Source organism: Roseovarius sp., from assembly GCF_965277045.1.
Taxonomy (GTDB): Bacteria; Pseudomonadota; Alphaproteobacteria; order Rhodobacterales; family Rhodobacteraceae; genus Roseovarius.
This window is the reverse complement of sequence record NZ_OZ255712.1, coordinates 1,452,063-1,470,100: the sequence shown is the minus strand read 5'-3', so window position 1 is coordinate 1,470,100 and position 18,038 is coordinate 1,452,063. Positions and strand designations below refer to the sequence as shown.

Genomic DNA, 18,038 nt, shown 5'->3' with positions numbered 1-18,038 from the left:
GCGCAGGGCTGATGAAACGCGGGCTGGTCTGGGCGGCGCTTGGCGCCGTGGCGCTGTTGTCAAGCTGTGCGGGGCTGGCTGGCGTCAAGGAACGCACCGCCGAGCAAACCCATCCGCCGCTGGGCCGGTTCGTCGAGGTCGATGGCACCCGCGTGCATGTCTGGGTCGAGGGGTCGGGGCCGGACGTGGTGCTGATCCACGGCGCGGGCGGCAACCTGCGGGATTTCACGTTTGACCTGGCGAAACGCCTGACGCCGCGCTACCGCGTCATCGCCTTCGACCGGCCCGGTCTGGGCTATACCGAGCGCCTGCCGGGATATGGCGGTGTCGGCAGCACCGAGGGCGAAAGCCCGCGCGAACAGGCGGCGCTGTTGCAAAAGGCGGCGGCGCAGATCGGCGTGCGGCGGCCGGTGGTGGTGGGCCACAGTTTCGGCGGCGCCGTGGCGCTGGCCTGGGGCCTGAACGCGCCGCAGGACACCGCGGCGCTGGTGTTGCTGGCAGGCGTGTCGAACCCCTGGCCGGGCGAGCTTGGCACATTCTACAACGTCACCGGCACGGCCCTGGGCGGTGCGGCCGCGGTGCCGCTGATCACCGCGCTGGCCTCGGAGGAGCGGATCGAGCGCAGCATCGAGGGCACATTCGCCCCGCAACGCGCGCCCAAGGGGTATTCCGAGTATCTCGGCCCCGGCCTGACCCTGCGGCGCGAGACCTTGCGCGCCAATGGTCAGCAGGTGCTGGGCCTGCGCCCGCATATCGTGGCGATGTCGCAACAGTATCGCGACACGCTGCGGATGCCGGTCGAGATCGTGCATGGCGATGCGGACACCACCGTGCCGCTGGACGTCCACTCGATCCCGCTGTCGAAACAGCTGCGCCGGGGCAACCTCACGGTGCTGGAGGGCGTGGGCCACATGCCGCATCACGTGCGGCCCCAGGCGACGGTCGCGGCAATCGATCGCGCGGCCTCCCGCGCCGGATTGCGTTAAGCCGCTTAACATTCCATAGTCGCCCTAAAATCAAGGGAGTGGCTGCATGGACCTGCCATTTGACGGCGCGATCAGCACCTATTTCAAATCCGAGGCCCCGGAGGAGTTGCGCAACGCCCTCCGACGGGCCGACAAGGGCGATATCCTGTCGCCCGATTACCCCCATTCGGACCGGATGCCGCGCAAGGCGTACGAGCAGGACCTGCACCGCTTGCAGATCGAGCTGGTGAAGCTGCAGGCCTGGGTCAAGGACACCGGCGCGCGCGTTGTCTGCGTCTTCGAGGGGCGGGATGCCGCCGGCAAGGGCGGCACGATCAAGCGCTTCCGCGAGAACCTGAATCCGCGCGGCGCGCGGGTGGTGGCGCTGCCCAAACCGTCCGAAACGGAAGCCACGCAATGGTATTTCCAGCGCTATATCGACCACCTGCCCGCAGGCGGCGAAATGGTGTTCTTCGACCGCTCCTGGTACAATCGCGGCGTGGTGGAAAAGGTCTTCGGCTTTTGCACCGACGCGCAGCGCGAGCATTTCTTTCACCAGGTCGGGGATTTCGAGAAGATGCTGGCGGACGAGGGCATTCACCTTTTCAAGTTCTGGCTGAACGTGGGCCGCGCCGAACAGCTGCGCCGGTTCATGAAGCGCGAGAGCGATCCGCTGAAGCAATGGAAGCTGAGCTGGATCGATGTCGAGGGGCTGAAGAAATGGGACGCCTATTCGGAGGCCATTTCCGAGACGCTGGCGCGCTCGCACAGTACCCACGCGCCCTGGACGGTGGTTCGCTCGGACGACAAGCGTCGCGCCCGGGTCGAGGCGATCCGGCATATCCTGCTGAACATCGACTATGCCCGCAAACTGCCGAAATCGCTGGGCAAACCTGACGCCTCGGTCTGCGGCGGGCCAGAGATCTGGGATGCCTAAGCGCGGCTATCACCACGGCAACCTGCGTCAGGCGCTGGTGGACGCCGCGCTGACCCTGATCGAGGAGAAGGGGCCGACGGGGTTTACTTTGTCCGAGGCCGCCAAGCAGGCCGGCGTGACCCCGGCGGCGGTCTATCGCCATTTCGGCGGACGCGAGGATCTGATCGCCGAGGCCGCGCGGCAAGGCTACGAGATCTTCGCGGACGTGATCGAATACGCCTATGGCACCGGCCAGACGGCGCTGAGCGCGTTTTCGGCCACGGGGCGCGCCTACCTGGCCTTCGCGCGCAAATACCCCGGGCACTATATCGCGATGTTCGAAAGCGGCATTTCCGTCAATCGCAACGCCGACCTCGCCGCCGTGTCGGGCCGCGCCCGCACCGTGCTGGAACGGGCCGCCGAAGGGCTTTCGGCGCATATCCCGCCCGACAAGCGCCCGCCCACGGCGATGGTCTCGGCTCATGTCTGGGCGCTGTCGCATGGCGTGGTGGAGCTTTTCGCCCGCAACTCGCCCGGCACCCAAAGCCCCTTCCCTCCCGAGGACCTGCTGGAATCCGGCATCGGCATCTACCTGCGCGGCCTGGGCCTGTTGCCGCCGGACAGCTGACGGTGCTTTTTGCGACTGCGACGCGCGCTACATGCGCCCGTCGCCGAACAGCGCCTTGTCCAGCAGGGGCGCCACGGCGCGGGCCGCCGGGGCCGAGATATGATCCGCGTCCGTGTAAAGAAGCGCGCGGTCGAGCAGCCAGGCATACCGCCCCTCACGCTCGAAGAACGCGTTGACCGAGATCAGGTCCGCGCCCAGGTCTTCCGCGACATCCACCAGGATCGTGCGGGCGCCGCGCATCAGCTCGTCATGCATCCGGGTGTCGATGAAACTGCGCGCGATATCGGCCTCGAACTCGGCCTCCGGCAGATCGCGCAGGATGGCCTGCCCGAGCACGTTGATCGGCAAGACCACCTGCTGCGGCACCTGGTCCAGGATCACGACACGAATGCCGGCATCCCTGTAGTGGGAAATCGTCTGTCGCAGGCCGGTCTCGAAGCTGGCGAACCATTCCGCATCACTTTGCCGGCGGTTGTCGGGATCGGTCGAGATCATGAACCGCCGCGGCTTGCGCGTGAGGTCGCCTTTGACATAAAGGCTCCACCTTGCGGCGAGGAATACCATGTCGACCCCGCGTGCCACGGCGTCTTCCGCAAAGGCCTGAACCTCATCGTGACATTCTTGCGCCGACAGGCCGCCGTTGACGAGATAGACGCCCAGCAAGGGCGGACAGGCGGCGCGGACACCGCGCAGCACACGTATGTCGCGCATGGCCGCGATTTCGTTGAAGGCGGGCAGGATCGCGCCGGCATGACTGTCGCCCAGCACCGCGATCATCGGGCTTGGTACGTCGCTGTCGTGCACCATGCAGAGACCGCCGGGGCGCTCGGGCGCGCCGCCGGGGCAAGAGGCGCCCTGATTTACAAGTCGGTTAGGCGTGAAGAGGTCGACATACGCCTGATCTGCCTTGCCATCCAGGCGTTGCGGCACGCCGTTCAACGCGAGAACCGTAAACCCCATGGCGCCGAAGGCGACGATGCCCCCAAGGCTCGCACCGAAGACGGCCTTGCGCGACGGCAGCCATCCGGCGCGCCGGAACGGGCGTTCGACAAAGGCCCAGGACAGCACCGCCAGCGCGAAGGAGAGCGCGATCAGGCCCCAGATCAGGCCCGGCACCGTCTCTGTCCAGCCGCGGATGCGGGCAAAAGCCAGGATCGGTTGATGCCAAAGGTAAAGCGAATAGCTGATCAGCCCTATGCCGACCAGGGGGCGCCACGACAGGACCCGCGCCGTCACTGTCTCGCGCGCGGCAAAGAGGATGACCAGCATCGCCCCGGCAATCGGCACCAGAGTGTAGGCCGAGGGCGACGGATCGGCGGGGCCGAGCCAGAAGACACTGCCCACGATCAGCGCAAGCCCGACGGCCGCCAGCGCCTCGTTCCGCATCTGCGGGCGGTTCAGCAAAAGCGCGGCACAGATCGAGCCGGCCAGCAATTCCCACAGCCGGGACGGCGTGAAGAAGAAATTCTCGGCCGGCAGGTTCCACGCGCCCCAGATGGCCAGCGCGATGGATGCCACGGCGCAAAGCGCGAAGACCGCCACATGCTTGCCGCGCCGAAAGCGGCCCAACGCCCAGAGTAGCGCCGGAAACAGGATATAGAACTGTTCCTCGACCGCGAGGCTCCAGGTGTGCAGCAGCGGACGCAGGTCGGCCGAGACGTCGAAATACCCCGAATGTTCCAGAAAATGGACGTTCGAGATGAAGAGAACGGTGAAGGCCAGGCTGCGTGCGAAATCCTCCAGCGGGTCGGGCGGGATCCACATCCACGCGAAGGGCACGCAGCAGGCCAGGACAAGGAACAGCGCGGGCAGGATGCGCCGCGCGCGCCGCTCGTAGAACCGCCACAGGCTGTAGGTGCCGGCCTCTCGGTCGGCAATCAGGATCGTGGTGATCAGGTAGCCGGAGATGACGAAAAAGATGTCGACGCCGATATAGCCGCCGCCGAACGCGGTAAAGCCCGCGTGAAAGAGGATGACCGGCAGCACGGCAACCGCCCTGAGACCGTCGATTTCACGCCTGTATTTCACACCCGACTGCCCCGAGAATTTCGTGCCATCCGTGAACCCGATAAAGGGCTGAGTTGCAAGAAAAAAGCGCGGCACCCGCGGGGTCCACGCTTTCGCACGGTGTGGTCGCGCTAATCGCCCTCAACTCGCCCGGCACGCAAAGCCCCTTCCCGCCCGAGGACCTGCTGGAATCCGGCATCGGCATCTACCTGCGCGGCCTGGGCCTGTTGCCGCCGGACCAGTAGGCACCGCCCCGCTCTTCCTCTGGCTCTAAATATCCCGGGGGTTTGGGGGCTGGCCCCAAATCCAACCTGTGTTTGGGGGCTGGTCTCCAATCGACGCTGTGTTTGGGGGCTGGTCCCCAATCGACCTTGTGTTTGGGGCCGGCCCCGCGCGCCGGTCATCCTCGGGCTTGACCCGAGGATCTCTCTGGCTCGGAGATCCCGGATCAGATCCGGGATGACCTGCGCGCCTGCCGGCAAAGAAAAGGGCCGCCCCACCGGACGGCCCTTTCCGAAATTCTGAACCCAAGGCTTAACGCTTGGAGAACTGGAAGCTCTTGCGGGCCTTGGCGCGGCCGTATTTCTTACGCTCGACGACGCGGCTGTCGCGGGTCAGGAAGCCTGCCGCTTTCAGCGCACCGCGCAAGCTGGGATCGTAAAGCTGCAGCGCCTTGGAGATGCCGTGCTTGACCGCACCGGCCTGGCCCGACAGACCGCCGCCCTTGACGGTGGCCTGAACGTCGAACTGGTCTTCGACACCGGCCACCGTGAACGGCTGGCGCAGGATCATCTGCAGCACCGGGCGCGCGAAGTACTTGTTCATTTCCTTGCCGTTGACCGAGACCTTGCCCGAGCCGGGCTTGATCCAGACGCGGGCGACCGCGTCCTTGCGCTTGCCGGTGGCGTAGGAGCGGCCCAGGTCGTCGCGGACAGGCTCGCGCGGCGCTTCCTCGGGCGTGCCCTGGACACCGCCGATATCATCGGTGACGGCTGCTTCGAGACCGTCGAGTGTTTTGATTTCGTCAGCCATGTCTCTTACACCCGCGTGTTTTTCTTGTTCATGGATTTCACATCCAGCACTTCGGGGCTTTGCGCCTCGTGCGGATGCTCGGTGCCGGCGTAGACGCGCAGATTGGTCATCTGGCGGCGTGCAAGGCGGTTCGACGGCAGCATGCGCTTGACGGCCTGCATGACGACGCGCTCGGGATACGCCCCTTCCAGGATCTCCGCCGTGGTGCGCGACTTGATGCCGCCCGGGTGGCCGGTGTGCCAGTAGTTGGGCTTGTCGCGCTTCTTGCCGGTCAGCTGCACCTTGTCGGCATTGATGACGATGACGTTGTCACCCATGTCCTGGCTCGGTGTGAAGCTGGGCTTGTGCTTGCCACGCAGGCGCGTGGCGACGATCGATGCAAGGCGGCCCAGAACGATGCCGTCGGCGTCGATCACGATCCACTTCTTGTCGATATCTGCCGGTGTTGCAGAAAAGGTTTTCATGGTCTTGTCCCCAAAGGTCAGAGGGTCATAATTCGGATTGCGGGGTTATATAGGCTCCGGTGCACAGTTCAAGCGGGAAATGCGCGTTATTTCCATTCAAAAACAAAGACTTGTTATTTAGGTATTATTTTACCCCACATGGAAAGCCTGATTCACAACCCCGGCCCGCCGCTCGCTGCGCTGCTGCTTCTGGCGCTGTCCACGGCGCTTGGCATGGCGCAGGTGGCCAAGATCATCAAGGTCTACGAGGCCAAGCACGAGCTGAAGCACGGATCGGCCGGATTCATCCGCGGCATCGCGGGCTGGTCCCTGGTGGCGTTCTGGGCCATGGCGGTGTGGTTCGTGGCCACGGTGATCGGCGACTGGTGGTCGACCGAAGACCTGGCCGGCGCCATGGACCGCGCCTGGCTGCGGCTGCGCATTCTGCTGGAGATCGCGGCGGCGCTCGCGGATAGCGACTGATGGCGGGCCCGGTTCCCGGTGCGCAGGCGACCCAGACCGCGCTGCAGTGCCCCAACTGCGCCGGCCAATGCCGCTACAGCGCCGAGGCCAAGGGCCTGCGCTGCGACAGTTGCGGGGACGTGCGGTCGCTCGATGCGCCCGACGACCACCTGGCGCGGACCGAGTTCGGCTATGACCCGGACGTGCCCGCCGAAGAGCCGAAAAGCCGCCCCGATCTGATGGAGCACGGCTGTCAGACATGCGGTGGACACGTGATCTTCACGGGCCCTGCCCTGTCCGAGCGCTGCCCCTATTGCGACGGGCCGGTGGTGCTGGCCCAACCCGACATGGGGTTCGACACCATGGCGCTGATCCCTTTCCGGGTGACGCTGGAGCGCGCGGAAGCCAACGCCCGCGACTGGGTCCGGGCCCGGATCGCCGCGCCGTCGGACCTGTGGGCACAGGTCGAAGACGGGCATTTCAGCGGCCTTTACGCCCCTTTCTGGACCTTCGACAGCAAGGAAGCGCTGCGTTACTGGGCCAAGTATACCACCGGGTCGGGCGACAACCGGCGCACGCATTCCATCGACGGGGCGATGACGATCGACTTCGACGACCTGCTGGTCCCGGCCTCGACGCATGTCACGCCTCTGATCCGGGACGGCATCCTGCACGAGTTCTATCCTGACCGCCTGCGCCCCTACCGCGCGGGCTACCTCGCCGGGTTCGCGGCCGAGCGGCACCACCAGACCGTGGCCGAGGGGCTGGAGGCGAACAAGTCGGACAAGCGCCTGTTGATCCGCAACCGGATCAAGGCGCATATCAACAAGCGCGGGGTGCATGACATCCGCTATCGCACCGACACGACGGGCATCCATTACCGGCGCATCCTGCTACCGGTGTGGATCCTGCACTATGTCTATGACGACGAGGCGCGGAAGGTCGTGGTGTCGGGCATCGACGGGCGCACCTTCGGCGAGCGGCCCCTGTCGAAGCTGAAGCTGATGGGCTATGCCGCTGCCCTCAGCGCCCTGGTGATCGGGGTCGGCCTCGCCTGGGGCGCGGGCGGGCTGCTCTAGGCCCTTTTCAGACGCCGATGCCTTCGGGCGGGTTGTCAAGAAGGCGGCGCAGGCGCTGCATCGCGGCCTCGAAACTGGCCAGGCTGACGCCGGCGTTGACGGCCATGCGCACCGCGTGGGGCGAGGCCGCGTCGCGGCTGGCGAAATCCTCGGCCGAGCGGACCTGCACGCCCTGCTCTGCCGCCGCCTGGCAAAAGGCGGACGTGCGCCAGCCCGGCGGCAGGGTCAGCCACAGGAACGGCACGTCGCGGCGCCATTTCACGTCATACCCGCCCAGCACGTTCAGCGCGGCCTGGATGTAGTCGCCCGACTGGCTGCGCACCGCTTCCATGAGGTCCTCGAGCCGGTCATGCGTCAGAAGCGCCGCCACGAGGTCCGCGATCGGCGTGGCCAACCCGAAGAACGACGATTCCGCCGCGCGGCGCAGCGCCACGGACTGCTCCTTGGGCGCCAGGGCGAAGCCCACGCGCAGCGCCGGCGTCAGGGATTTCGACAAGGACGCCACGTACCAGCCGCGTTCGGGCGCCAGCATCCGGTAGGCCGGGGCCTGGGACGGGCCGATGCGGTAGCAGTCGTCTTCCAGGATCTGCAGGTCGCAGCGACGGGCGACCTCGACGATCTCGTCGCGGCGCGCGGCGGGTGTGAAGACACAGGTGGGGTTGTGCACCTCGGCCGAGGTCATGATCATCTGCGCCTGGTGGCCTTTCGCCGCCGCCTCCAGCGCGTCGGGGCGCAGGCCGTGGGCATCCATCGCCACCGGGATCACCTCGGCCCGCATCAGGTCGGCGGCGCGGCGAAAGCCGGGATAGCACAGCTCCTCGACCAGAACCGTGGGCCGACGCCCGCAAAGAACCGTCTGCATGATCAGGGTGATCGCGTTCTGGCCGCCATGGGTCAGCACCACGTCCTCTTGGGTGAAGCGCCCCAGCGGTGCCCGGCTGAGGTACAGCGCCGCGGCGGCGCGGGCCGGTTGCATGTTGCGGCGGCTGGGATAGTGCATGACGCCCGAGGGTGGATCCTCGGCGATCTGCGCCAGAAGCTGACGGATCAGCCCCGCCTGCCCCACGCTGGGCAGATGCGGCGAGATCATGTTGACCGCATAGACGTCGTCCTCGGAATTGTGCTCGACGGTGTCGGCCTCGATCGGGAACAGGTCCTGGGGGATGGGTTTGGGGCTGGCCACGAAAGTGCCGCGCCCGACCTCGGCCACCAGCGTGCCATCGTCCGTCAGCCCCGAATAGGCCCGCGCCACGGTGCCCGGCGTCATGCCCAGACGCCAGGCCAGGTCACGCACGGGCGGCAGCTTGTCCCCCGGCTCGAGGGTCCGGTCGTCGATCCCGGTGCGGATCGCCTGCATCAGCGCCTTGTATTTCGGCGCGGCGGTTTCCGTCAGCTCGGGCTGCCAATTTGTACCCATGACAATATTTCCGTGGATTCGAACAATTGCGCAATGTATCCCTTAATTGTGGCAATCACACAATATTGTGTCAATACAATTTATCAGGAAAGGACACGCCATGACCAGTTTCACCCGCATCGACCGCACGGCACTCGAGGGGCTTTCGGCCCGCACCACCCTGCCCGCCCTGTCGCTGATCGCGGTACAGCTGGCCTGGGCCTATGTCCTGTGGACACAACGCCGAAAAACCCGGGTGCGCCTGTCGCAGCTGGACGACCACATGCTGCGTGATATCGGCCTGACCCCGCGCGAGGCCGACATGGAAGCGCGCAAACCCTTTTGGAGGCCGTAATCGTCCCCGATACGGATCTCTTCCACCTGGGCCGGGATTTTCCCGGCCCTTTTTTCATGCCTTGGGCGGAATGGAATAGGTCAGGCTGGCCCTCGCCACCGGCTGGTCCATCCCGTCCGAGAAGATCAGCACGTCCCCCACGGCCAGCACGCGGCCCAGTTTCAGCAGGCGGCAGTCCGCAATAAGGTCCGTGTTGGCGGCCGGCTTGCGCATGAAGTCAATGGAACAACTGGTGGTGACCGCAAGCGCCTCGCGTCCGGTCATGCTGAGCACTGCCATGTAGACCGCCACGTCGGCCAGCGCAAAAATCGACGGTCCCGACACCGTTCCGCCGGGGCGCAGGTGGCGGTCGTCGACGTTCAGGCGCACGCGCAGCGCCATTTCCTCCAGGCTGTCGATGGTGAAGTCGCCCTTCACCTGCGGAAAGACCTCGTCGATATAGGCCATCAGATCGGTTGCATTCAGTTTCAGGGCCATGCTTTCCTCCGTGCGCGTGCCGGCGTAAGAAGGCACAAGCCCCGAGGAGGATCAAGATGACAATCCTGGAACGCCAAGATGACGGCGCCATCGCCCGTCTGACGATGAACCAGCCCGAGAAACTGAACGCGCTGAGCGACGGGATGCTGGAGGCGCTGCAGACCGCGCTGGATGACATCGCGGCGGACAGTTCGATCCGCGTGGTCACGCTGGCCGGGGAAGGCAAGGCGTTCTGCGCGGGCCACGACCTCAAGGAAATGACCCAAGGTCGCCAGGCCGAGGATGGCGGCAAGGCGTATTTCGCGGATCTCTTCGCACGCTGCAGCAAACTGATGCGCACGATTCGGGACCTGCCCCAGCCGGTGATCGCTCTGCCCCACGGCATCGCCACCGCCGCCGGGTGCCAGCTGGTGGCGACCTGCGACCTGGCCGTTGCCGCCACGGGCACAAGGTTCGGCGTGAACGGGGTGAATATCGGGCTCTTCTGTTCCACGCCGATGGTGGCGCTCAGCCGCAACATCCCGCGCAAGCAGGCGTTCGAGATGCTGACCACGGGCGAATTCATCGAGACCGACCGCGCGATCGAACTGGGGCTGATCAACCGCGCGGTGCCACATGACGGACTGCACGCTGCCGGCGACGATCTGGCCCATACCATCGCCGCCAAGCTGGGCGCGGCGGTGAAGATCGGTAAACAGGCATTCTACAAGCAGCTGGAAATGGGCCTCGACGATGCCTATGCGTTCACCGGCGAGGTTATGGTCGAGAACATGATGTGGCGCGACACCGAGGAAGGCATCAGCGCTTTCATCGAAAAGCGCACGCCCGAGTGGAGCCAAGACTGACGCGAAAGAATCACGTATAGGCGGCATTTCACGCGCAATACCTCTGCTCACGGTGGAGTTTCGGGCGCCAGACGGGGGCTGTCGAACGCCGTAGAGTAGCAAAATCGCGGAATTCCTGCTCGCAGATCAACACATTAACCGATTGTTAACGAATCGCGTCCTCTGTGTTCCGCTTTGGCCGGTTTATCGACGCCTCAATTCAGTCATTATCAACCCGAGGTTGGTGCGACACAAAGTAGGATCACCCGGTCCGTTTTTTAGCATCTCATTTTACATTCGTCGCGCCAACCTCACGATCAGCCTAGCAAACACTGATCTCTTGCAGGAGCTCCACGGCGCTCGGCAGTGTTTCCAAAGCCGTGCCACAGTTTTTCCGCATTTGCCGTTTTGTCGCCATATTCCATCCGCTAGACCGTATGGCGGGGGCATCGTGTGGGATTTGCACGACGCTATGGTTACGGCGCTATGACATCTCGGGTGGCGGTCTTCGGCATCTGGTCCCTCCTGGCCAGCCTCTCTCTGGCCATCCCATCGGAGGCCACGGACCTGCCCGACCCGGCAAACCGCGCGGCGTTTCCCACACCGGGGGCCACGTCGGTTCTGCTGGGCCGTGATCTGTTTTTTGATCCGATCCTGTCGGGCAATCGCAACATCGCCTGCGCCACCTGCCACCATCCCGAAATGGCCAGCGGCGACGGCGTGTCGCTGTCGCTTGGCGAGGGTGGGCGCGGTCTGGGCCCGGCGCGAACGCGCGCCGCCGACAACCCGCCCAAGCGCCTGGCGCGCAATGCGCCACCGCTTTTCAACCTGGGTGCCACGGAGTTCACCGCCGTTACCCATGACGGCCGTGTCAGCGCCCGCAAGACCGAGCGGTACGGCATCAGCCTCCCCGAGCAGCTTCTGCTGGAGCGCCCGGTCAGCCTGTTGGCCGCGCAGGCATTGCTGCCCTTGGTCGCGATGGACCAGATGGCCGGCCACCCGGGCGAGAACATCATCGCCGACGCCGTGGCGCAGAGCCGGATCGCGGGCTATGACGGTGCCTGGCAGAAGATCGCCGAGCGGGTCTCGGACATTCCCGACTACCGCCGCCGCTTCGCATGGCTGATCGGCCCTGACGAGCCATTGCACATCACCCATATCTCCGCCGCGCTGGCCGATTTCGTGGCCTACGAGTTTCGCGCCACCGACAGCCCGTTCGACGCCTTCCTTTCGGGCCGGGACGAGGCGCTGAGCAACGATCAGCTGCGCGGCATGGCGCTGTTCTATGGCAAGGCGGGGTGTGGCGGCTGCCATTCCGGCACGTTCCAGACCGACCACGGTTTTCATGCCATCGGCCTGCCCCAGATCGGGCCGGGCAAGGGGCACGGGGCCAACGGCAATTCCGATATCGGCCTCGGGGCGATCACGGGCGATCCCGGCGATGCCTACAAGTTCCGCACGCCGTCCTTGCGCAACGTGGCGCTGACCGCGCCTTATGGCCATAACGGCGCCTATCGCGACCTTGGCGCCATGATCCGCCACCATGCCGACCCCGGCGCGGGACTGGCGCAATACCCCGGCCTCAAGGCGGCGTTTCTGCCCGACATCGGCGCCGATGAGACCGGGTTGGACGCCGCGATGCAGGACGAGGCCGAGGTGCTGAACATCTACGCCGCCGCCACCCTGCCCCGGATCCCTCTGACGGACACGGACATCACGATGCTGGTCACCTTTCTCGACGCGCTGACCGACCCGGTCTCGCGCAAGGGGCGCCTCGGCGTGCCCGAGACCGTGCCCTCGGGCCTGCCGGTGGCCGGGCTGCCGGGCGACAGCTGACCCTTTCCAAATGACCCGCGACCCCTTAAATGCGGGGCCATGACAGAGACACTACATATCGTCGGCGGCGGCATGGCCGGGTCCGAGGCCGCGTGGCAGGCCGCCAAAATGGGCGTGCGCGTGGTCATCCACGAGATGCGCCCCAAGGTCGGCACCTTCGCGCACCAGACCGGCGACCTGGCCGAGATGGTCTGCTCCAACTCCTTCCGGTCGGACGATGACGAGCAGAACGCCGTGGGCCTGTTGCATTGGGAAATGCGCGCCGCGGGTGGGCTGATCATGGAAATGGCCGAGACCCACCGCCTGCCCGCGGGCGGCGCGCTGGCCGTGGACCGCGAGGCGTTTTCCCAAGGCGTCACCGCCCGGCTGCGCGACCATCCCAACGTCACCATCGAGGAAGGCGAAGTGACCGCCCTGCCCGACGATGGCCGCTGGATCTTCGCCACCGGGCCGCTGACCTCGCAAGGGCTGGGCGCCGCCATCGCCGCCGAGACCGGCACCGACCGGCTGGCCTTTTTCGACGCCATCGCGCCGATTGTTTACCATGATACGATCGACATGTCCCAGGCGTGGATGCAGTCTCGCTATGACAAGGGCGAAACCGAGGAAGAGCGCACCGCCTACCTCAACTGCCCGATGACAAAGGACCAGTACGAGGCGTTCATCGACGCCCTGCTGGCCGCCGACAAGACCGAGTTTCACGAAGGCGAGACGGCCACCTATTTCGACGGCTGCCTGCCGATCGAGGTGATGGCCGAACGCGGTCGCGAAACGCTGCGGCACGGCCCGATGAAGCCCGTGGGCCTCACGAACCCGCATCAGCTGGAAGTAAAGCCCTGGGCGGTGGTTCAGCTGCGCCGGGACAACGCGCTTGGCACGCTCTACAACATCGTCGGCTTTCAGACCAAGATGAAGTACGGCGCGCAAACAGATGTTTTCAAAATGATTCCCGGGCTGGAGAATACCAGTTTCGCGCGTCTGGGCGGCATCCACCGCAACACGTTCCTGAACTCTCCGACCCTGCTGGACGACCAGATGCGCCTGCGCGCCAAGCCGCATATCCGCTTTGCCGGGCAGATCACGGGCGTCGAAGGCTATGTCGAATCCGCCGCCATGGGTCTTCTGGCCGGGCGTCTGGCCGCCGGAGAGATCCTGGGCTGCCCCCTTCCCGCGCCGCCGCAGGACACCGCCATGGGCGCGCTGATCCACCACATCACCGGCGGAGCCGAGGCCAAGACATTCCAGCCGATGAACGTCAATTTCGGCCTCTTCCGTCCCGTCGACGGCCTCAAGGGCGGGCGGCGCGGCCGGCGCGACCGCTACAAGGCCTATACCGACCGGGCCAAGGCGGCCTGGACCGGCTGGCTGGGTGAAACACAGGTGGACGCAGGCGAAACCGTGTGATTTTCTGCGCTTATGCAGGACAGCTTTTTCGACAAGGCCTATGCCATGGCCGATCCCGACGAAACCCGTGCGCTCTATGACGCCTGGGCGGCCAGTTACGACGCCGAAATCGCCGCGAACGGCTATGCCAGGCCGGGTCGCGTGGCCGAGGCGATGTTCCGCTTCGCCAAGTCGCCCGAGGCGCCGCTGCTGGATTATGGTTGCGGCACGGGCCTTTCCGGCCTGGCGCTGAAACTGGCCGGATTCTCCACCATCGACGGCATGGATCCCAGCCACGAGATGCTGGACGGCGCACGGCGCAAGGCCGTCTACCGCAGCCTGACACCCATCGACCTGTCGGATCCCGCCCCGATCCCGGCGGGGGCCTACCAGGCCATCACCTGCATCGGCGTGATCGGCACCGGCGCGGCCCCGGCCTCGACCCTCGACCTGGTGATGCGCGCGCTGCCAAAGGGCGGCCTTCTGGGCTTCAGCCTGAATGACCATGCGCTGGCCGACCCGCAATACGAAGGCGCGCTGAACGGCTGGCTCGATTGCGGCGCGGCGCGGCTGCTCTTTCGCGAGCACGGACCGCACTTGCCCGGCCAAAACATCAAGTCAACCGTATACATCATTGAAAAAGCGTGACATTCAGAACCAGATTTGCCCCGTCACCCACCGGCCCGCTGCACCTGGGTCATGCCTTCTCGGCGATCCTGGGGCATGACATGGCCCGGGCGCGTGGCGGGGCGTTCCTCTTGCGGATGGAAGACACCGACCTGCAACGCAGCAAGCCGGAATGGGATGCGCAGATCCTCGACGACCTGACATGGCTGGGCCTGACCTGGGACGGACCTGTATTGCGCCAGTCCGAGCACCTGACCAGCTATGACCCGGCCCTGCACCGGCTCGACGCGATGGACCTGCTCTACCCGTGCTCGTGTTCCCGCAGCCAGATCCAGGCCGCGCTCGCCGCCCCACAGGAAGGCGTCACCCACGAGGTCTATCCCGGCACCTGCAAGCACCGCGACATGGCCAGCCGCCAGCCCGGCGACGCGCTGCGCCTGCATCTCGACCGGGCGCTCGATCACTTCGGCGGCGTCTATCCTGACTTCGAAGAAACCGGCCCGTTGCATACCGGCACGCATCGGATCGACCCGGACCATGCCCTGGCCGAGATCGGCGACGTCGTGCTCAGCCGCAAGGGCGAGGACATCGTGGCCTATTTCCTCGCCTCCGCGCTGGACGATATCGGCCAAAATATCACCGACGTGGTGCGCGGCGAGGACCTGTTCGGCTTCGTGCCGATCCAGGTCATCCTGCTGAGCCTTCTGGGCCACGCGATCCCGCACTATCACCACCACCGCCTGATCCGCGACGAAGACGGCAAGCGCCTCGCCAAGCGCGACGATGCGCGCAGCATACTGACCTACCGAGAGGCCGGCAAAACACCCGGCGATATCCGCATCATGATCGGGCTGTAACGCCCGGCTTTTTCTTGCAAAAAATACTCACGACGCGACGGGCGCCATAAGCTCCACCTCGAGCCCGTCCTGTACACCCGTGTAAAAACAGCTGCGCCGGTTGGTGTGACAGGCCGGCCCGGTCTGGTCGACCAACACCAGCAGGCAGTCGCGGTCGCAATCCACCCGGAACTCCACCAGCGTCTGCACGTGCCCCGAGCTTTCGCCCTTGACCCAGAACGCTTGCCGCGAGCGGCTCCAATAGATGACGCGCCCGGTCTCCAGCGTTCGGGCCACGGCCTCGGCGTTCATCCACGCCATCATCAGCACCTCGCCGCTGGCCGCATCCTGCGCGATGGCCGGGATCAGGCCCTGGTCGTTGAAGCGCAAGCTGGAAACATCGAATTCCATGTCAGAAAACCTTTTGCCTTGCCGGTGTCAGCCCTTATCTATGGGGTCAACGACGAAAGGGAAAGCCATGAGCGGCGAGACCGACCTGATCAAGCTCTACTCCGCGCGGATCCTGGAACTGGCCGCCGACATCCCGCATCACGGGCGGCTGGATGCGCCGGAGGCGACGGTGAAACGCCGTGCGCCCCTTTGCGGCTCGACCGTGACGGTGGACTTGGTGACCGACGGCGACCGCATCACCGACTATGCCGCCGAGGTGAAGGCCTGCGCCCTGGGCCAGGCGGCGGCGAGCGTCGTGGGCGGTGGCATCATCGGCTGCACCTATGCCCAGGTGGTCGAGGCGCGCGATGCGCTGAAAGCGATGCTGAAATCCGACGGCCCGACGCCACCTGCGCCCTTCGACGGTCTGGAAGTGCTGCGCCCGGCGCAGGACTACAAGAACCGCCATGCCTCGATCCTGCTCACGCTCGAGGCCACGGCGGAGGCGATGGAAGAGGCCCGCGCCACCGCCTGCGGCAGCGCATAGAGTCCTCAAACGAAGACTCTCGTCACCGCACCACTTCGATCGTCGCGTGATCGACGCCGTAGCTTTCGCGCAAGGCCTCGCGTACCGCCTGCTTGACCGTTTCGGGATCGTGCCCCTCGGCCACGGACAGGTCCAGCGTCGCCATGGGGCGTTCCTGCGTCACCTGCCAGGCATGCACGTGGCTCACCTCGGCCACGCCTGTCACGTCGCGGGTCAGCGCTTCGGCTACCTCGCGCCGGTCGAACCCGCCGGGCGCCCCTTCCAGCAGGATATGACCGCTCTCGCGCACGACCTTCAGCGCCGAACGCAGGATGATCACCGCCACCAGCACCGACAGGATCGGGTCGATGGGCATCCAGCCCGTCCACAGGATGACCAGCGAGGCCACGATGGCCGCGACGGAGCCCAGCAGGTCCCCCGCCACGTGCAGGGCCGCGGCGCGGATATTGAGGTTGTCGCTGTCCTCGCGCGTCAGCACCCAGAAACTGGCGATATTCACCACAAGCCCCGCCAGCGCCACCCACAGCATCAGACCGCCCAGCACCTCGACCGGCTGGGCCAGCCGCCGCACCGCCTCGATCACGATCCAGATCGCGATGGCGAACAGCGTGAGGCCGTTGACGAAGGCCGCCAGCACCGAGAACCGGTCATAGCCATAGGTGCGTTTCCAGTCCGCCGGCCGCCGCGCGATGCGAAAGGCGAACCAGGCCAGCATCAGCGAGGCGAAATCGGTCAGCATGTGTCCCGCATCGGCCAAGAGCGCCAGCGAGCCCGACAGGAGGCCGCCCACCAGTTCCGCCAACATGAAGCCGCCCGTCAGGGCTGCCGCGATGGCAATGGTGCGTTCCTTCTTGGGAACGTGGCTGTGCCCGTGGGCGTGGGAATGATCGTGCATCGGCCCGTCCTTTCGCGCGCAACATCGCACCGGTCACGGGGCGCTGCAATCGGTAGGGCCAAAGATTCTTCGTACGAAGAAACTCTGGCGGCGCAGCAAAAAAAAACCGCCGCACGCTGGTACAGCGGCGGCGGCAGGAATGCGTGATCCGCTTCGGCGCGTCGTGTCAGGGGAAGAGGCAACAACCCCGGACGATGGGACAGTATCGAGCCGCGTCAAAGGGGACAGGAGACGCAAGCGCGACGCGCGAGGGATATACGCAGGCAGAAACCGTTACATCAGGCCCGGCAGGTAGAGCCCGCCCACCAGCGTGACGACCAGCGCCGCACCACCGATGAAATCACCGAGCAGAGTGTCGGCAGAGCGTTTGGCAGCGGTCGTGATCTGGGTCAGCATCGGGTGGCTCCTTGGTGCCGTGAACTTCTGTTGCTCCTTTGTTCTCATTTTAGATGGCTTTTGTAAAGAACTTTATGAGAACATCTGCGAACTTTTGCGGACAACATCGTTCAAACCTCTGATGAATAACGAATATTGGCTGCAACTTTTTCTTTGAACCGTCCCCCGCCCGGCTGCGACTTCCAGTTACCAATCGCAACAGGAAAGAAAGTGGAACAATGGCGGACAAGGATCACAAGAAGTGGATCGAAATCCTTTCCATGGGCACGTCGGTGCCGCGGGACGACGCAGGCGACGCGTTCGACCCACCCGAGAGCTTTCTGCTCTTGCCGGACGTGCAGACCGCGCCCGAGGACCCTGCCTGTGACGCATTCGATTTCAAGGCGTTGGGCAGTGGCGAAGAAACCGCCTACGGCGTCACGGACGTTTTCGTCAGCAGCTATCAGACAGGCGGATCCGGCAGCGACGATCGGGACGTGGTGCCCGAGCCGGAGCCGGTCCCGGAACTCGCCACAGCCGACCATTTCGATTTCTTCTGACCGGC

General features: G+C 65.5%; 21 protein-coding genes and 1 pseudogene. 14 read left to right on the top strand and 8 right to left on the bottom strand.

Annotated elements, in window-relative coordinates; genetic code table 11:
- The first annotated feature begins 11 nt into the window (after positions 1 to 11).
- The 3 genes from ACQY4V_RS07230 to ACQY4V_RS07220 are packed head-to-tail and all read left to right on the top strand — an operon-like array spanning position 12 to position 2,509.
- Positions 12 to 986, top strand: coding sequence for an alpha/beta fold hydrolase (locus ACQY4V_RS07230; protein ID WP_428516170.1), 975 nt, complete (start codon positions 12 to 14; stop codon positions 984 to 986).
- Between the two features lie 46 nt (positions 987 to 1,032).
- Complete coding sequence (ppk2, locus tag ACQY4V_RS07225; RefSeq protein ID WP_428516169.1) at positions 1,033 to 1,902, top strand: polyphosphate kinase 2; 870 nt, start codon at positions 1,033 to 1,035, stop codon at positions 1,900 to 1,902.
- The gene (locus ACQY4V_RS07220; RefSeq protein WP_222450211.1) at positions 1,895 to 2,509 is read left to right on the top strand and encodes a TetR/AcrR family transcriptional regulator; all 615 of its coding nucleotides are present in this window, start codon (positions 1,895 to 1,897) and stop codon (positions 2,507 to 2,509) included. The genes ppk2 and ACQY4V_RS07220 overlap by 8 nt, the downstream gene beginning before the upstream one ends.
- A gap of 27 nt (positions 2,510 to 2,536) precedes the next feature.
- Here ACQY4V_RS07220 and ACQY4V_RS07215 read toward each other — a convergent pair whose 3' ends face one another.
- Positions 2,537 to 4,612, bottom strand: coding sequence for an acyltransferase family protein (locus ACQY4V_RS07215; RefSeq protein ID WP_428516168.1), 2,076 nt, complete (start codon positions 4,610 to 4,612; stop codon positions 2,537 to 2,539).
- Positions 4,613 to 4,626: 14 nt separating this feature from the next.
- On the opposite strand from ACQY4V_RS07215, the pseudogene ACQY4V_RS07210 reads away from it, so the two are divergent.
- Positions 4,627 to 4,761: pseudogene (locus ACQY4V_RS07210) on the top strand (TetR/AcrR family transcriptional regulator); the annotation flags it as partial.
- Between the two features lie 289 nt (positions 4,762 to 5,050).
- Here the strand turns inward: ACQY4V_RS07210 and rpsI are convergent.
- Positions 5,051 to 5,548, bottom strand: coding sequence for a 30S ribosomal protein S9 (gene rpsI, locus ACQY4V_RS07205; protein WP_057789222.1), 498 nt, complete (start codon positions 5,546 to 5,548; stop codon positions 5,051 to 5,053).
- Positions 5,549 to 5,553: 5 nt separating this feature from the next.
- Entirely contained in the window at positions 5,554 to 6,012 is a 459-nt protein-coding gene (gene rplM, locus ACQY4V_RS07200) for a 50S ribosomal protein L13 (RefSeq protein ID WP_428516167.1), read from the bottom strand.
- A 138-nt stretch (positions 6,013 to 6,150) separates the two neighbouring features.
- Between rplM and ACQY4V_RS07195 the strand changes: the two genes are divergently transcribed.
- Positions 6,151 to 6,474 carry a hypothetical protein gene (locus tag ACQY4V_RS07195; RefSeq protein WP_428516166.1) on the top strand — a complete coding sequence of 108 codons (324 nt, stop codon included), beginning with the start codon at positions 6,151 to 6,153 and terminating at the stop codon, positions 6,472 to 6,474.
- Entirely contained in the window at positions 6,474 to 7,532 is a 1,059-nt protein-coding gene (locus ACQY4V_RS07190; RefSeq protein ID WP_428516165.1) for a hypothetical protein, read from the top strand. The genes ACQY4V_RS07195 and ACQY4V_RS07190 overlap by 1 nt, the downstream gene beginning before the upstream one ends.
- Positions 7,533 to 7,539: 7 nt before the next feature.
- Here the strand turns inward: ACQY4V_RS07190 and ACQY4V_RS07185 are convergent, their stop codons facing one another.
- A complete protein-coding gene (locus ACQY4V_RS07185; protein WP_428516164.1) occupies positions 7,540 to 8,949 on the bottom strand; it encodes a PLP-dependent aminotransferase family protein in 1,410 nt (469 codons plus the stop codon).
- Positions 8,950 to 9,049: 100 nt separating this feature from the next.
- Between ACQY4V_RS07185 and ACQY4V_RS07180 the strand changes: the two genes are divergently transcribed.
- Positions 9,050 to 9,283: a DUF1127 domain-containing protein gene (locus ACQY4V_RS07180; protein WP_222450204.1), complete on the top strand. Its 234-nt coding sequence runs from the start codon at positions 9,050 to 9,052 to the stop codon at positions 9,281 to 9,283.
- Positions 9,284 to 9,337: 54 nt separating this feature from the next.
- On the opposite strand, the gene ACQY4V_RS07175 is transcribed toward ACQY4V_RS07180, so the two are convergent.
- Positions 9,338 to 9,760, bottom strand: a complete 423-nt coding sequence (locus tag ACQY4V_RS07175) for a PaaI family thioesterase (RefSeq protein WP_428516163.1) — start codon at positions 9,758 to 9,760, stop codon at positions 9,338 to 9,340.
- 56 nt (positions 9,761 to 9,816) lie between these two features.
- On the opposite strand from ACQY4V_RS07175, the gene ACQY4V_RS07170 reads away from it, so the two are divergent.
- The 5 genes from ACQY4V_RS07170 (at position 9,817) to gluQRS (ending at position 15,287) form a co-directional block, all read left to right on the top strand.
- Positions 9,817 to 10,605: an enoyl-CoA hydratase gene (locus ACQY4V_RS07170; protein WP_428516162.1), complete on the top strand. Its 789-nt coding sequence runs from the start codon at positions 9,817 to 9,819 to the stop codon at positions 10,603 to 10,605.
- Positions 10,606 to 11,070: 465 nt separating this feature from the next.
- On the top strand, positions 11,071 to 12,420 hold the full coding sequence (locus tag ACQY4V_RS07165; RefSeq protein ID WP_428516161.1) for a cytochrome-c peroxidase: 1,350 nt from the start codon (positions 11,071 to 11,073) through the stop codon (positions 12,418 to 12,420).
- 39 nt (positions 12,421 to 12,459) lie between these two features.
- Positions 12,460 to 13,824 carry a methylenetetrahydrofolate--tRNA-(uracil(54)-C(5))-methyltransferase (FADH(2)-oxidizing) TrmFO gene (gene trmFO / locus ACQY4V_RS07160; RefSeq protein WP_428516160.1) on the top strand — a complete coding sequence of 455 codons (1,365 nt, stop codon included), beginning with the start codon at positions 12,460 to 12,462 and terminating at the stop codon, positions 13,822 to 13,824.
- A 12-nt stretch (positions 13,825 to 13,836) separates the two neighbouring features.
- A complete protein-coding gene (locus ACQY4V_RS07155) occupies positions 13,837 to 14,451 on the top strand; it encodes a class I SAM-dependent DNA methyltransferase (protein WP_428516159.1) in 615 nt (204 codons plus the stop codon).
- Positions 14,448 to 15,287, top strand: a complete 840-nt coding sequence (gene gluQRS / locus ACQY4V_RS07150) for a tRNA glutamyl-Q(34) synthetase GluQRS (RefSeq protein ID WP_428516158.1) — start codon at positions 14,448 to 14,450, stop codon at positions 15,285 to 15,287. The genes ACQY4V_RS07155 and gluQRS overlap by 4 nt, the downstream gene beginning before the upstream one ends.
- 27 nt (positions 15,288 to 15,314) lie before the next feature.
- Here the strand turns inward: gluQRS and hisI are convergent, their stop codons facing one another.
- Positions 15,315 to 15,677: a phosphoribosyl-AMP cyclohydrolase gene (hisI, locus tag ACQY4V_RS07145; RefSeq protein ID WP_428516157.1), complete on the bottom strand. Its 363-nt coding sequence runs from the start codon at positions 15,675 to 15,677 to the stop codon at positions 15,315 to 15,317.
- Between the two features lie 67 nt (positions 15,678 to 15,744).
- On the opposite strand from hisI, the gene ACQY4V_RS07140 reads away from it, so the two are divergent.
- The gene (locus ACQY4V_RS07140; protein ID WP_428516156.1) at positions 15,745 to 16,203 is read left to right on the top strand and encodes an iron-sulfur cluster assembly scaffold protein; all 459 of its coding nucleotides are present in this window, start codon (positions 15,745 to 15,747) and stop codon (positions 16,201 to 16,203) included.
- Positions 16,204 to 16,225: 22 nt separating this feature from the next.
- On the opposite strand, the gene ACQY4V_RS07135 is transcribed toward ACQY4V_RS07140, so the two are convergent.
- Positions 16,226 to 17,098 (bottom strand): cation diffusion facilitator family transporter, encoded by an 873-nt coding sequence (locus ACQY4V_RS07135; RefSeq protein ID WP_428516155.1) that lies wholly within the window; start codon positions 17,096 to 17,098, stop codon positions 16,226 to 16,228.
- 273 nt (positions 17,099 to 17,371) lie between these two features.
- Complete coding sequence (locus tag ACQY4V_RS07130) at positions 17,372 to 17,494, bottom strand: hypothetical protein (RefSeq protein WP_428516154.1); 123 nt, start codon at positions 17,492 to 17,494, stop codon at positions 17,372 to 17,374.
- 218 nt (positions 17,495 to 17,712) lie between these two features.
- Between ACQY4V_RS07130 and ACQY4V_RS07125 the strand changes: the two genes are divergently transcribed.
- Positions 17,713 to 18,033: a hypothetical protein gene (locus ACQY4V_RS07125; protein ID WP_428516153.1), complete on the top strand. Its 321-nt coding sequence runs from the start codon at positions 17,713 to 17,715 to the stop codon at positions 18,031 to 18,033.
- The last annotated feature ends 5 nt before the right edge of the window (positions 18,034 to 18,038 follow it).

Bases quoted from the DNA above. Each gene is read 5' to 3' on its own strand.
- ACQY4V_RS07230 (WP_428516170.1), top strand. From the start codon at position 12: ATGAAACGCGGGCTGGTCTGGGCGGCGCTTGGCGCCGTGGCGCTGTTG.
- ppk2 (WP_428516169.1), top strand. From the start codon at position 1,033: ATGGACCTGCCATTTGACGGCGCGATCAGCACCTATTTCAAATCCGAG.
- ACQY4V_RS07220 (WP_222450211.1), top strand. From the start codon at position 1,895: ATGCCTAAGCGCGGCTATCACCACGGCAACCTGCGTCAGGCGCTGGTG.
- rpsI (WP_057789222.1), bottom strand. From the start codon at position 5,548: ATGGCTGACGAAATCAAAACACTCGACGGTCTCGAAGCAGCCGTCACC.
- rplM (WP_428516167.1), bottom strand. From the start codon at position 6,012: ATGAAAACCTTTTCTGCAACACCGGCAGATATCGACAAGAAGTGGATC.
- ACQY4V_RS07195 (WP_428516166.1), top strand. From the start codon at position 6,151: ATGGAAAGCCTGATTCACAACCCCGGCCCGCCGCTCGCTGCGCTGCTG.
- ACQY4V_RS07190 (WP_428516165.1), top strand. From the start codon at position 6,474: ATGGCGGGCCCGGTTCCCGGTGCGCAGGCGACCCAGACCGCGCTGCAG.
- ACQY4V_RS07185 (WP_428516164.1), bottom strand. From the start codon at position 8,949: ATGGGTACAAATTGGCAGCCCGAGCTGACGGAAACCGCCGCGCCGAAA.
- ACQY4V_RS07180 (WP_222450204.1), top strand. From the start codon at position 9,050: ATGACCAGTTTCACCCGCATCGACCGCACGGCACTCGAGGGGCTTTCG.
- ACQY4V_RS07175 (WP_428516163.1), bottom strand. From the start codon at position 9,760: ATGGCCCTGAAACTGAATGCAACCGATCTGATGGCCTATATCGACGAG.
- ACQY4V_RS07170 (WP_428516162.1), top strand. From the start codon at position 9,817: ATGACAATCCTGGAACGCCAAGATGACGGCGCCATCGCCCGTCTGACG.
- ACQY4V_RS07165 (WP_428516161.1), top strand. From the start codon at position 11,071: ATGACATCTCGGGTGGCGGTCTTCGGCATCTGGTCCCTCCTGGCCAGC.
- trmFO (WP_428516160.1), top strand. From the start codon at position 12,460: ATGACAGAGACACTACATATCGTCGGCGGCGGCATGGCCGGGTCCGAG.
- ACQY4V_RS07155 (WP_428516159.1), top strand. From the start codon at position 13,837: ATGCAGGACAGCTTTTTCGACAAGGCCTATGCCATGGCCGATCCCGAC.
- hisI (WP_428516157.1), bottom strand. From the start codon at position 15,677: ATGGAATTCGATGTTTCCAGCTTGCGCTTCAACGACCAGGGCCTGATC.
- ACQY4V_RS07140 (WP_428516156.1), top strand. From the start codon at position 15,745: ATGAGCGGCGAGACCGACCTGATCAAGCTCTACTCCGCGCGGATCCTG.
- ACQY4V_RS07135 (WP_428516155.1), bottom strand. From the start codon at position 17,098: ATGCACGATCATTCCCACGCCCACGGGCACAGCCACGTTCCCAAGAAG.
- ACQY4V_RS07130 (WP_428516154.1), bottom strand. From the start codon at position 17,494: ATGCTGACCCAGATCACGACCGCTGCCAAACGCTCTGCCGACACTCTG.
- ACQY4V_RS07125 (WP_428516153.1), top strand. From the start codon at position 17,713: ATGGCGGACAAGGATCACAAGAAGTGGATCGAAATCCTTTCCATGGGC.